Raw genomic sequence first — 13,051 nt, 5'->3', positions numbered from 1 at the left:
TGAGGCTTAACCTTACAACGCCAGAAGCGTTCTGGCGGGCGTTATGAGAGACGCAACATTTTCAGCCTGTTCACGGATAAACCCGCGCGGCCTCAGGGCGGCGGGGGAAACAGAATTTGCCTGGCGGCTTTAGCGCGGTGGTCCCACCTGACCCCATGCCGAACTCAGAAGTGAAACGCCGTAGCGCCGATGGTAGTGTGGGGCCTCCCCATGCGAGAGTAGGGAACTGCCAGGCATCAAATTGCGATAACCCCGACCTCACGGTCGGGGTTTTTTGCGTTTGTGGGCCGGAAACTCTCTGCGTGACCGCTCCCTGCGTCCGTGCTGCACGCTGTGGAATGCACCCGTTTCCGTACCCGTAAAACGCGCGTCCGCCTTCTCTTTCGGCCCCGCTACGGCTCCCGGACCTTTTGCCGGACGTTGATAATGCGGCCGTGGCCGCCGACCTTATTTTAAAACGGTCAGAAAAGCGGCCGCCGCCGGCCCTCTGCGGCGCGATCCCGTCCCCACGTCTATTCAGCCCCGGCTCAGCGCCAAACTGAACAGTAAAAAGCCCCGGTAAAATACCAGGGCTTCGGTCTTCGCATCAGATTTGCACGGCTAAGCCGGTCGTTGTCAGTATCGGTTTTAATGAATAACCTGCGAAAGAAAAGCCCGGGTTCGCTCCGATTTTGGTGCGGAGAAGAACTCCTGCGGCGGTGCCTGCTCAACGATTTCCCCACGATCCATAAAGATCACCCGATCCGCCACGGTGCGGGCAAAGCCCATCTCATGCGTCACGCAGAGCATGGTCATGCCGTCTTCCGCCAGACCAATCATGGTATCCAGCACTTCTTTTACCATTTCGGGATCCAGCGCGGAAGTCGGCTCATCAAACAACATGATTTTGGGCTTCATGCAAAGCGAACGGGCAATAGCCACACGTTGCTGCTGACCACCAGAAAGCTGGCCGGGAAACTTGTGCGCATGTTCCGCAATGCGTACGCGCTCCAGATAGTGCATCGCCAGCGCTTCAGCCTCTTTCTTTGGCGTTTTGCGTACCCAAATCGGCGCCAGCGTGCAGTTTTGCAGCACGCTCAGGTGCGGAAAAAGGTTAAAGTGTTGAAACACCATGCCGACTTCCGTTCGCACACGCTCAATATTGCGTAAATCATCGTTCAGGTGGATGCCATCCACAACAATACGACCCTGCTGATGCTCTTCCAGATGATTGATACAGCGGATAGTGGTGGATTTTCCGGAGCCGGAAGGGCCGCAAAGAACGATGCGTTCGCGTGCTTTTACCTGCAAATTAATGTCTTTCAGCACATGAAACTGCCCATACCATTTGTTAACTTTTTCCAGCGTAATCATCATCGCTTCATCCGATTGAATCAAAGAATTAGTCATTGTAAGCCTCAGTGCGGCGTGCGCCCGGTGTGAAAACGCCTTTCCAGATACTGGCTGTAGCGCGACATGCTAAAACAGAAAATCCAGTAAACCAGCGCGGCAAAAACGTACCCTTCGGTGGACATACCAAGCCAGGCGGGATCGACCGTAGCCTGCTGGACGCTGCTGAAGAGATCGAAAAGCCCGATGATAATCACCAGGCTGGTATCTTTAAAAAGCGCGATAATCGTATTGACGAGGCCGGGAATGACCATTTTTAGCGCCTGGGGCAGGATAACCAGCCCCTGCGTTTTCCAGTAGCCCAGCGCCAGCGACTCGGCGGCTTCATACTGTCCTTTCGGCAGCGCCTGTAAACCGCCGCGTACCACTTCTGCTACATAAGCCGACTGGAAAAGGATCACGCCTACCAACGCCCGGATTAGTTTATCGATGCTGCTGCCTTCCGCCATAAACAGCGGCAGCATTACCGAGGACATAAACAGCACCGTGATCAGGGGAACGCCTCGCCAGAACTCGATAAAGATAATCGACAGAGAGCGCACTACGGGCATCGTGGAGCGGCGTCCCAGCGCAAGCAGGATACCGAGCGGCAGTGCGCCAGCGATACCCACGGAGGCGATAATCAGCGTCAGCGTGAGTCCGCCCCACTGGCGCGTTTCAACGCGTTCAAGCCCAAAGAAGCCGCCATAAAGCAGAACCCATACCACCACAGGATAAACAATTGCCCATACGGCGATATAACTTCCCCGGCGCGGGAGTGACTTAATAAACATCGGGATGATGCTGAGCAGGCCGATAACCAGGGCCAGATTAATGCGCCAGCGCAGCTCATGAGGATAAAGACCATACATAAACTGGCCAAAGCGGGCATGGATAAACACCCAGCAGGCGCCATCTTTGGTACAGTCCGCGCGGGTAGTGCCGATCCAGTTAGCCTGAAAAATCAGCCAGTTCAGCGCTGGCGGTATCACACTCCAGATCACCCACAGGCAGAACAGCGTCAGCAGCGAATTGCCCCAGCTTGAGAACAGATTTTTTCTGGCCCATTTCACGGCTCGCGTAAAAGAACTTACCGGCACAGGCTGCGTATCATGCGTGGCTAAAGTCATAGTTATTCCGTTCTCTTAACGCTCAATCAGCCGTATTTTGCGGTTATAGATATTCATCAACAGCGAAATCAACAGGCTGATAATCAGGTAAACGCCCATAGTGATCGCGATGGTTTCAATGGCCTGTCCCGTCTGGTTCAGCACCGTGCCGGCAAACAGCGACACCATATCGGGATAGCCGATTGCCGCCGCCAGCGAGGAGTTCTTAACAATGTTCAGATACTGGCTGGTCAACGGCGGGATAATGACGCGCATCGCCTGAGGAATAATAACCTGACGTAGCGTGACCGGATTCGGCAGACCAAGCGAGCGAGCTGCTTCACTTTGCCCGTGCGGTACGGACTGGATCCCGGCACGGATCACCTCAGCAATAAAAGAAGAGGTATAGATAGACAGCGCCAGCGTCAGCGCCGCAAGCTCCGGGATCAGCACAAAACCGCCGCGGAAATTGAAGCCGCGCAGCATCGGTACATCCCAGTGCATCGGCACGCCAAAAGCCAGATGAGCGAGCAAAGGGAAAACAATGAACATGGCCAGGATGGCAGGCCAGCTACGTCTCAGCTGGCCCGTTTTCAACTGATAGCTACGGTTATAACGGAACAGCGCAACGCTGCATGCCGCAGCAAGCAGCAGGGAGAGAAGAAAAGGCCATGTGCCAGGGGCGTATGCCGGCCAGGGAATGTAAAGGCCGCGATTACTGATGAAGGCCAGATCGAAGGCGTTCATCGCCTGGCGTGGGCCCGGCAGATTGCGCAGCACGGCAAAGTACCAGAAGAAGATTTGCAGCAGCGGCGGAATATTGCGGAAGATTTCGATATAGATGGTTGAAAGCTTGCGCAGCAGCCAGTTATCCGACAGGCGGGCAAGGCCAATGAAAAAGCCCAGCAAAGAGGCGAATACAATACAGAGCGCGGAGACCAGCAGCGTATTGGTCAGGCCGACCAAAAAGACGCGGGCATAGGTATCGGCTTCGCTGTAATCGATAAGATGCTGAACGATGCCGAAGCCCGCACTGCGCTCCAGGAAGCCAAAGCCGGAGGTGATGCCGCGGTTGGCCAGGTTAATCACCGTATTGTGGATAAGATAGCCAGCTACGGCCAGCACCAGCACCACGGCGATAATCTGGTACAGCCAGGCGCGCACCGCAGGATTGCTAAAGGAGATATCCCTTTTTACGGACGGGCGTTGAGACATGTTGAAACCTCAGTCACGAAAATTCTGACGAAGGCGCCGATTGGCGCCCTGTTGCAGCGGGAATTAACGTACCGGTGGCGCGTACTGAATGCCGCCTTTGTTCCACAGCGCATTCTGACCACGTGCGATTTTCAGCTGGCTGTCTTTACCGACGTTACGATCGAATACTTCCTGATAGTTGCCTACCTGTTTAATGATATTGAAAGCCCATTTGTTATTCAGCTTGAGATCCTTGCCGAAATCGCCTTCTGAACCCAGCAGGTGCGCCATATCCGGCGTGGAAGGCTTAGCGGCCATCTGGTCAACATTCGTTGAGGTGATGCCCATCTCTTCCGCGTTCAGCATCGCAAACAGCGACCACTTAACGATGGTGTACCAGTCATCATCGCCACGGCGAACCACCGGCCCTAAAGGCTCTTTTGAGATCACTTCCGGCAGCACGATAAATTCGTCCGGCTTGCCTAACTTGATGCGCAGGGCATACAGCTGCGACTGGTCAGAGGCCAGCGTATCGCAACGGCCGGTATCCAGTGCTTTTGCCGATTCGTCAGAGCGATCGAAGGTCACAGGCGTGTACTGCATTTTGTTGGCTTTGAAATAGTCGGCGACGTTCAGTTCGGTATCCGTTCCCGCCTGGATACAAACCGTGGCGCCATCCAGTTCTTTCGCGCTTTTAAGGCCCGCTTTCTGGTGAGTCAAAAAACCAATACCGTCATAGTAATTTACGCCGGCAAAAATAAAGCCCATACCGCCATCGCGCGAGGAGGTCCAGGTAGTATTGCGGGAAAGGATATCGACTTCGCCGGATTGCAGAGCGGTAAAGCGCTCTTTAGCCGTTAACGGGGTGTATTTTACTTTTGTCGCATCGCCAAACACGGCCGCCGCTGCGGCACGGCAAACATCCACATCGATACCGCTAAATTTACCGCTGGCATCCGCAAACGAGAAGCCAGGCAGGCCGTCACTGATCCCGCACTGCACAAACCCTTTCTTTTTAATCGCATCCAGCGTAGCACCGGCATGGGCCTGATTAGCGACTGCAAACAGCGCTGCAGCGGCCACCAAAGTGGAAAGCATCATTTTTTTCATAAAGCATCCTGTGTGGCGTAAGCGTTTTGTTATGTTTTAGTGCACGCTGCGGTGCACTTTTCCTGTCTGTGGCAAGAGCCATCCACGACACTGCAAAGGCAATGCCAGATTTGCAGCATCCTGAATTTCATGGAAAGGTTTGTTAATAATCGGAAGCGTATAGAAAGTTTGCCTAATATTGCGCACCAAACAGAGGCAAAAGCCGCGCGGCTGGTCACAAATGGTGCGAAATGTTTCTTAAAATTTACGCGGTGTGAGCAAAAGCGCGATTATTGTTGCGCCAAGCAGCAAGCAGCAAGCAGCAAGGAGCAAGGAGCAAGGAGCAAGGAGCAAGGAGCAAGGAACAAGGAACAAGGAACAAGGAACAAGGAGTAAGGAGCAAGCAGCAAGCAGCAAGCAGCAAGCAGCAAGCAGCAAAGAGCAAAGAGCAAAGAGCAAAGAGCAAAGAGCAAGCAGGAAGGACAAGCCAGAAGCAGGAAGCGGCAAGTTGGTAGCTGCAGGGGAAGGCAGAAACGCAGAAGCAGAAGCAGAAGCAGAAGCATAAGCAAAAGCGGAAGACAGAAGTTGAGGGCAGAAGAAGGCAGAAGGCAGAAGGCAGAAGCAGGCAGAAGCAGGCAGAAGCAGGCAGAAGAGAGGCAGAAGGCAGAAGAGAGGCAGAAGGCAGAAGACGCAAGCAAAAGAGAGGCAAAAAAAACCAGCCGCTGCGGGCTGGTTCATAAACGTTAAGACGCCTCAGTAAAGTGGCTGTGCGCCATCAGGACGCGTTTTAAAGCGGCGGTGCAGCCACATATACTGCTCGGGCGCACGCATGATCTCCGTCTCAATCACCTTATTCATATAGGCAGCAGCCTGCTGCTCATCGGCAATGGGGTAATCTTTCAGTTCAGGTTGGATCACCAGTTCATAACCGCTGCCGTCGTCATTACGGATCAGCACAACGGTGATCATGGCTGGCTTAGCCATGCGGGCCAGCATCCAGGTGCCGCTGGTGGTAGCCGCCTGCGGTACGGCAAACAGCGGCGCGAACACGCTGCCCTTCGGGCCGTAGTCCTGATCGGGCGCAAACCAAACGGCTTCACCCTGTTTCAACGCCTGCACCATGCCACGCAGATCGCGGCGGTTAATCATCGCCTTATTGGAACGCATCCGTCCTTTGGTCTGTACCCATTCCATCAGCTTGTTGTTATGCGGGCGATACATCGCCATCATCGGCTGACACAGGCCCATGGCCCTGCCGCCCAGCTCCAGCGACATAAAATGCACGCCGATAATCAGCGCGCCGCGGCCTTCTTGTTGTGCCGCCTGTAAATTGTGCAGGCCGTTAACGGTAAACCAGCGCTTCACCCGGCGATCGGACCAGAACCAGGCCATACCGGTTTCCAGCAGGCCCATTCCCAGCGATTCAAAATTGCGTACGATACGCTGCTCGATTTGCGCTTCCGGCATATCCGGGAAGCAGAGCTCAAGGTTACGACGGGTAATGCGGATACGGCGCTTTAAAAACCGCATTGAAGTACGGCCCATCCAGGTTCCCAGCTTTTGCAGAAGCGGAAACGGCAGCTGAACCAGTAAAAACAGCAGTCCCAGACCAGCCCAGGTGATCCAGTAACGAGGGTGCATCAGGCTGCGGGTAAAGCGGGGGGATACCTTCATATATCTCTCTTTATGCGTGCATGGAAGATGTAGCGCATAAAGACGTTAATCCGTAGCGGTACAGGGTATAGGACAACGAGATTGGCAGGAAGTTGAGGTAAATGTCTGTTATTTACACAATCAAGACAATTTTGTCTGAACGGCGGCCATTAAAAAAGGCGCTAACAGTACGTAGCGCCTCCGTCACAATGAACCGAAACTTAGTTCATGCCGTATTTTTTCAGTTTCTTACGCAGCGTACCGCGGTTGATACCCATCATCAGGGCTGCACGGGTCTGGTTGCCACGGGTATATTGCATCACCATGTCCAACAGTGGCTGTTCCACTTCAGCCAAAACCAGCTCATACAGGTCATTAACATCCTGACCATTCAGTTGAGCAAAATAGTTCTTCAGTGCCTGTTTGACCGAGTCACGCAGAGGCTTTTGAGTCACCTGATCCTGGGAGTTAACGGTTGAAACGGTCAGTACGTCAGAATTTACGCGTTGTTCGAACATAGTTCTGTCAGCTCTTTATTTCTATTATGCAAGTTTTTCGAAGTATGCCTCCAACGCCTCCAGCTGTTCGCTGGCATCCTCAATGGCGTTGAATGTGCGCCGAAACTGGTCGTTTGGGGCGTGCTCCTGGAGATACCAGGAGACGTGCTTCCGGGCAATACGGTATCCTTTGCGGTGACCATAAAAGTCGTGCAGTTCCCGTAGGTGCCCAATGAGCAAGCGCTTTACTTCAGCCAGTGGCATTGGTGCCAGCAGCTCCCCAGTGTCCAGATAATGCTGGATTTCCCGGAAGATCCACGGTCTTCCCTGAGCCGCGCGTCCTATCATCAGGGCATCTGCCCCCGTATAGTCAAGCACGGCTCTGGCTTTGTGCGGGTCAGTAATGTCTCCGTTCGCGATAACGGGGATAGAGACACTCTGCTTAACTGTCCGAATGCTGTCATATTCAGCTTCGCCGTTGAACAAACACGCGCGTGTGCGTCCGTGAATGGTCAGGGCCTGAATGCCACAACGTTCAGCCAATTGGGCAATCTCAACACAATTGCGGTTGTCCACGTCCCAGCCGGTGCGAATCTTTAGCGTAACGGGCACATCCACCGCATTGACCACCGCTGAAAGGATAGACCTTACCAGCTCTGGATGCTGCAGCAGGGCAGAGCCCGCCATTTTCCGATTCACCTTTTTAGCCGGACAGCCCATGTTGATATCGATAACCTGCGCGCCCGATAAAGCGTTAATGCGCGCGGCTTCAGCCATCTCATCAGGATCACAACCGGCAATCTGCACGGTACGAATACCGGGCTCATCACTGTGTACCATACGCAGTCGGGATTTGTCGCTGGCCCAGACTTCCGGGTTTGACGACAGCATCTCCGATACGGTCATACCAGCGCCCATTGCGTAACAAAGCGTCCGGAAAGGCCTGTCGGTAATTCCGGCCATTGGTGCTGCAATCAGGCGATTGCGAAGCTGGTGGTTTCCTATGCGCATGAAAAAAAAGTGACCATAGTGTGTTCGCAAGGCGGCGTATATTACGCATTTTTTTAAGAAGATGAAAGGCCAAACTTTGAACAATTCCCCCTTCAAACCGGCATTGTCGGCCTGCGGAGACGGTGAGACGAATAAATATCCTTATTTAACAATAGATTGAATTTTAACGATTAAATGATGAACAAATATTTTTCTTTTTTTGTGAGGCAGTTAACACTATAAATTGCGGCGCTTCAGGCTCTAAGCGCGACAAGCGCCGCCATACGCCTGCAAAAAAAGGCGAAATAGCGTACTGCTATTCGGCAATTATTCGACCGTGCAGAGGCTGCAAGGGGCGATTATTAGCATGTTTAAGCGCGTGCTCAAAAACCGCCAGCTGGGCCGGAGAGAGCGTAACGGGCTGCTTCAGAATCAGCCAGCGCACGCCTTCCGTGCAGGGCGGCGTAGTCAGCGAACCGCTAAAGCGGTAGTAGTGTTTCCCGGCGGGAAAAAGCGTGGCGAGATCCATGCTTTGCTTCATGGTTTCAACCTGGTTTTGCTGTGCGGGCAGGGACGCGAGCAGAGGCTTAAGCGCGCTGTTTTCAGCGCCGGTTTCAAACATAACGGCCAGCACGGCCAGCTCGCCTTGCTTGTTGGCATGAACAAAATGCGCTTCAAGCGGAAAGCTTTTGCCGAAAAGGTGATTTTCGCTGGGCGCGTGAAAATGGAACTGTTTAAGCACGAATGCGTCATTATCGAGCTGAAAATCGTCGCTGTCCTTCACCGTAACCTGGATAGTGTGGCCATTGTTAACAATGGTTTTGGTATCGGTATGAAAGTTTATGCCCAGCGGCGGCAGCTTGCCGTCAATAACCCGGGTAATATCGACGGGGGACTGATACTGGCCGGTTTTACAGGTTTGAAACTCATCACCCAGCTCGGCCCAGTGTTCAGGCGAGCCCTGGCCTTCATAAGACCAGTGAATAGCCGGTTCAGCCATGACGGGCAAAGCGGCAAGGCAGGAGAACAGCAGAGCATATCTTCTCATCTTCATTATCCCTTGAAGTAGCCGGCACGGGCCGGCGCGATTAAATAACCCTGCTGATAATAAGCCTATGGTAGAGGAAATCTATCTGAATCCGTCCCTGGAAACCGATCGTTTAGCGACGCACGCCGGTAATGCGGCACCACTCTTCTTTTTCCGCCACCGGATCGAGCACGAACTTATCCGCATAGGCTTCGCACACGCCGTCCGCCTGGCTCGCCAGCACGCCGGAAAGACCCAGATGACCGCCGGAAACCGGCAGCACGCTGATAAGCGGCGCCAGCTCACGCAGCGGGCCGGCAAGGATATTAGCGACCACGACATCTGCGCTGAGGTTCTCTGGCTGCTCGTGAGGCAGGTAAAGCGACAGACGTTCCGACACGCCGTTGCGCTCGGCATTGTCACGGCTGGCCTGGATCGCCTGCGGATCGATGTCGATACCAATAGCCTGTGCCGCACCCAGCTTCAGCGCCGCGATAGCGAGAATGCCGGAGCCGCAGCCAAAATCGATCACGGTTTTACCGGCCAGATCCAGGCCGTCCAGCCAGCTCAGGCACATCGCCGTCGTGGGATGGGTGCCGGTGCCAAACGCCAGGCCGGGATCCAGCATCACGTTGACCGCATTCGGATCCGGCACGTCGCGCCAGCTTGGGCAAATCCACAGGCGCTGACCAAAACGCATCGGATGGAAGTTTTCCATCCATTCCCGCTCCCAGTCCTTGTCTTCTATCTGCTCAATTTTGTGGTGGAAGCCGGCGCCCAGCAGCGGATGCTGTTCCAGACTGGCAATCACGTCCTGCATGTCGGTTTCGGCATCAAACAGGCCGATCGCATCGGTATCGCCCCACAGGCGCGTTTCGCCAGGCAACGGTTCAAACACCGGATTGTCGTGGGTATCCTGAAACGTGACCGAGACAGCCCCGTTCTCGATCAGCGCGTCGCCCAGCTCTTCAGCCTGGTCGCCGGTGGTGTTGATTTTCATTTGTATCCAGGGCATTGCGATTCTCTTTAGTCAAACAAATAAAGGCTAAGGCCGGACAGGGCGGCCAAAACGGTTGCCGATTACGAAGGCAATCAGGCTCAGCAGCAGCGAAGGCACAATCGGGTGAAACCCCCACGGCTGCAGTGAAAAGCTGGCCAGCAGGGTATAGCAGCCCGCGCCGCCGATCATGCTGCTGAGTGCGCCGGCAGCATTGGCTTTCTCCCAGTATAACCCCAGCACCAGCGGCCACAGAAATACCGCTTCCAGACCGCCGAAAGCCAGCAGGTTAAGCCAGATCAGCATATCGGGCGGATTCCAGGCCGCCACCAGCAGCAGCAGGCCCAGCACCAGCGTGACCGTCGCGGAGATCTTTCTGAGCAGCGGCTCGTTATCCAGCTGCTGCGGGCGCACGCGCAAAAAGAGATCCTTGACGATCGTGGCGGAAGACTGCAACAGCTGCGCGTTGATCGTCGACATAATGGCGGCCATCGGCGCGGCCAGGAAGATCCCGGCGGCCAGCGGCGGCAAAACGTGGATCATCAACGTCGGGATCACCAGATCCGGCACGGTCAGGCCCGGCATCACGGCGCGACCCAGCGCGCCAGCCAGATGCATGCCGAACATCAGTACGGTCACGACCACGGTGCCCAGCAGGATGCCGCGATGCACGGCCTTGCTGTCTTTATACGAGATACAACGTACGGCGGTATGCGGCAGGCCGATCACGCCAAAACAGACCAGCACCGAGAAAGAGGCCAGAAAGGTCGGGCTGAGGATATTATCCACGCCGCCTGGCGAAATCAGCTGCGGATCGATCTGCTGCAGCTTCTGTACCGCGCTGTGCATCCCGCCTGCGCTGTGGATCACCGCAAACAGCAGGATAAAGGTGCCAAGCAGCATAACCACGCCCTGTAAGGCATCGTTCAGCACGCTGGCGCGGAAGCCGCCGAAAGCGGTATAGAGCGCAATAGCGCCGCCGAAAATCAGCAGGCCGCTGCTGTAAGGAATGCCCGCTGCGGTTTCCAGCAGCCGCGCGCCGCCGATAAACTGCACGGTCATCGCGCCAATAAAGGCGATCAGCAGGCTGAGGCTGGCAAACCAGACCAGCAGCGGGCTGCGATAGCGGGCGTAGAGCATATCGTTAAGCGTCAGCGCGTTATAGCGCCGGGCCAGAATAGCGAACTTCTTGCCTAAAACGCCCAGCGACAGCCAGACGGCGGGCACCTGCACCATCGACAGTAGCACCCAGCCCAGCCCATATTTATAGGCGGCGCCAGGCCCGCCGATAAAGGAACTCGCGCTGATATAGGTGGTAGTCAGCGTCATCGCCAGCACAAACCCGCCCATCGAGCGGCTGCCGAGAAAATATTCGGTAAGAAAGTTGCCTTCGCGCCGTTTACGCATCGCGTAGACGGAAAGCGCCGCCACCAGCAGCAGATAGGCGATAAGGGGCAGAACGATCCCGGCCTTCACGGCGTATCCTCCAGCGAAATATCACGAAAGATCCGTTTGATCATCAGCCAGCAGAAAAAGATAAACAGCAGCGGCACCAGCAAACAGGCCATTTCGAACCAGTGGGGCAGGCCGGTGATGCCCGGCTGATTGCCGCCAAAAGCGGCCGTCAGCGACCAGGCGGCCACATAGGCGACCGCCAGCCAGAACGACCAGCGCGCCTCGCGATGCGCCTGCACAAAGCGTTTTTCCATTTTTCCTCCCGTAACAGGCAAAGAAAAAGGCCGGTCAGACCGGCCTTCCTTTATTACCTCTGGCGGATCAGGTTTCCTGAATGCCGAGTTTTTTCTCCAGATAGTGGATGTTGGTGCCACCGATCTGGAAGTTTTCGTCGCTCATGATCTTCATCTGCAGCTCGACGTTAGTCTTGATGCCGTCGATGATCAGTTCCGCCAGTGCGTTCTTCATACGGGCAATAGCCACGTCACGCGTCTCACCGTAGGTGATCAGCTTGCCGATCATGGAGTCATAGTACGGCGGTACGGTATAGCCCGCGTAAATATGAGACTCCCAACGCACGCCGAAGCCGCCAGGGGCATGGAAGCGCGTGATTTTACCCGGGCTTGGCAGGAAGGTGTTCGGATCTTCCGCGTTGATACGGCACTCGACCGCATGGCCGCGAACCACTACGTCTTCCTGTTTGATCGACAGCGGCTGACCGGCAGCGATACGCAGCTGCTCTTTGATCAGATCGACGCCGGTGATCATCTCGGTAACCGGATGCTCAACCTGGATACGGGTGTTCATCTCAATGAAGTAGAACTCGCCGTTCTCGAACAGGAACTCAAAGGTGCCCGCGCCACGGTAGCCGATATCGATACAGGCTTTCGCACAGCGATCGCCGATAAAGCGGCGCTGTTCTTCCGTGATGCCCGGCGCTGGCGCCTCTTCCACCACTTTCTGGTGGCGACGCTGCATGGAGCAGTCGCGCTCGGCCAGATAGATGGCGTGGCCCTGGCCGTCAGCCAGTACCTGAATTTCGATATGGCGCGGGTTCTCGAGGAATTTCTCCATGTAAACCATGTCGTTGTTGAAAGCCGCTTTGGCTTCCGCCTTCGTCATGTTGATGGATTGCTCAAGATCCTTGTCGTGGCGCACAACGCGCATCCCACGACCGCCGCCGCCGCCGGAAGCCTTAACGATAACCGGATAACCGATACGTTGAGCGATGGCGCGGTTTTTTTCCATATCGTCGCCCAGCGAGCCGTCAGAACCTGGTACGGTTGGCACGCCGGTTTTTTTCATCGCGGTGATGGCGGAAACTTTATCGCCCATCAGACGGATGGTGTCGGCTTTAGGGCCGATAAAGATAAAGCCGGAGCGCTCCACCTGTTCGGCAAAATCGGCGTTCTCAGAGAGGAAGCCGTAGCCTGGGTGGATAGCCACCGCGCCGGTGATCTCTGCGGCAGAGATCAGCGCCGGGATGTTCAGATAGCTTTTAACAGATGGCGCAGGCCCGATACAAACGGTCTCATCGGCCAGCAGCACGTGTTTCAGATCGCGGTCGGCGCTTGAATGCACGGCCACGGTCTTGATGCCCAGTTCTTTACAGGCGCGCAGAATACGCAGCGCGATTTCACCACGGTTAGCAATTACAATTTTTTCCAGCATG

Annotated in this window: 13 protein-coding genes and 1 rRNA gene; 2 read left to right on the top strand and 12 right to left on the bottom strand. The window is 55.2% G+C overall.

The window, feature by feature from the left end:
* The first annotated feature begins 119 nt into the window (after positions 1-119).
* Positions 120-235, top strand: a 5S ribosomal RNA gene (gene rrf / locus QCD69_RS01620).
* 392 nt (positions 236-627) lie between these two features.
* On the opposite strand, the gene QCD69_RS01615 is transcribed toward rrf, so the two are convergent.
* The 4 genes from QCD69_RS01615 to QCD69_RS01600 all read right to left on the bottom strand — a co-directional run bounded on the left by QCD69_RS01615 (position 628) and on the right by QCD69_RS01600 (position 4,781).
* Positions 628-1,389, bottom strand: coding sequence for an amino acid ABC transporter ATP-binding protein (locus QCD69_RS01615; protein WP_301250750.1), 762 nt, complete (start codon positions 1,387-1,389; stop codon positions 628-630).
* Between the two features lie 8 nt (positions 1,390-1,397).
* Complete coding sequence (locus QCD69_RS01610) at positions 1,398-2,498, bottom strand: amino acid ABC transporter permease (protein WP_253457773.1); 1,101 nt, start codon at positions 2,496-2,498, stop codon at positions 1,398-1,400.
* 15 nt (positions 2,499-2,513) lie between these two features.
* On the bottom strand, positions 2,514-3,692 hold the full coding sequence (locus QCD69_RS01605; RefSeq protein ID WP_301250748.1) for an amino acid ABC transporter permease: 1,179 nt from the start codon (positions 3,690-3,692) through the stop codon (positions 2,514-2,516).
* A 63-nt stretch (positions 3,693-3,755) separates the two neighbouring features.
* Complete coding sequence (locus QCD69_RS01600) at positions 3,756-4,781, bottom strand: amino acid ABC transporter substrate-binding protein (protein WP_125287040.1); 1,026 nt, start codon at positions 4,779-4,781, stop codon at positions 3,756-3,758.
* A 253-nt stretch (positions 4,782-5,034) separates the two neighbouring features.
* Between QCD69_RS01600 and QCD69_RS01595 the strand changes: the two genes are divergently transcribed.
* The gene (locus QCD69_RS01595) at positions 5,035-5,325 is read left to right on the top strand and encodes a hypothetical protein (protein WP_301250747.1); all 291 of its coding nucleotides are present in this window, start codon (positions 5,035-5,037) and stop codon (positions 5,323-5,325) included.
* A 188-nt stretch (positions 5,326-5,513) separates the two neighbouring features.
* On the opposite strand, the gene lpxP is transcribed toward QCD69_RS01595, so the two are convergent.
* The 8 genes from lpxP to accC form a co-directional block, all read right to left on the bottom strand.
* The gene (gene lpxP, locus QCD69_RS01590; protein WP_253457781.1) at positions 5,514-6,434 is read right to left on the bottom strand and encodes a kdo(2)-lipid IV(A) palmitoleoyltransferase; all 921 of its coding nucleotides are present in this window, start codon (positions 6,432-6,434) and stop codon (positions 5,514-5,516) included.
* A gap of 200 nt (positions 6,435-6,634) precedes the next feature.
* Entirely contained in the window at positions 6,635-6,931 is a 297-nt protein-coding gene (fis, locus tag QCD69_RS01585) for a DNA-binding transcriptional regulator Fis (RefSeq protein WP_000462905.1), read from the bottom strand.
* 24 nt (positions 6,932-6,955) lie between these two features.
* Entirely contained in the window at positions 6,956-7,921 is a 966-nt protein-coding gene (dusB, locus tag QCD69_RS01580) for a tRNA dihydrouridine synthase DusB (RefSeq protein WP_125287483.1), read from the bottom strand.
* 295 nt (positions 7,922-8,216) lie between these two features.
* On the bottom strand, positions 8,217-8,948 hold the full coding sequence (locus QCD69_RS01575; protein ID WP_367317853.1) for a carbonic anhydrase: 732 nt from the start codon (positions 8,946-8,948) through the stop codon (positions 8,217-8,219).
* 112 nt (positions 8,949-9,060) lie between these two features.
* Entirely contained in the window at positions 9,061-9,942 is an 882-nt protein-coding gene (prmA, locus tag QCD69_RS01570) for a 50S ribosomal protein L11 methyltransferase (RefSeq protein WP_301250744.1), read from the bottom strand.
* A 30-nt stretch (positions 9,943-9,972) separates the two neighbouring features.
* Positions 9,973-11,400: a sodium/pantothenate symporter gene (gene panF / locus QCD69_RS01565; protein ID WP_301250742.1), complete on the bottom strand. Its 1,428-nt coding sequence runs from the start codon at positions 11,398-11,400 to the stop codon at positions 9,973-9,975.
* Entirely contained in the window at positions 11,397-11,633 is a 237-nt protein-coding gene (locus QCD69_RS01560; RefSeq protein ID WP_125287046.1) for a YhdT family protein, read from the bottom strand. The genes panF and QCD69_RS01560 overlap by 4 nt, the downstream gene beginning before the upstream one ends.
* A 67-nt stretch (positions 11,634-11,700) precedes the next feature.
* Positions 11,701-13,050: an acetyl-CoA carboxylase biotin carboxylase subunit gene (gene accC, locus QCD69_RS01555; RefSeq protein WP_253457793.1), complete on the bottom strand. Its 1,350-nt coding sequence runs from the start codon at positions 13,048-13,050 to the stop codon at positions 11,701-11,703.
* Position 13,051 lies beyond the last annotated feature (1 nt).

Source organism: Erwinia sp. PsM31 (assembly GCF_030433775.1).
GTDB lineage: Bacteria > Pseudomonadota > Gammaproteobacteria > Enterobacterales > Enterobacteriaceae > Erwinia > Erwinia aeris.
This window is presented reverse-complemented; position numbering and strand designations above follow the sequence as displayed.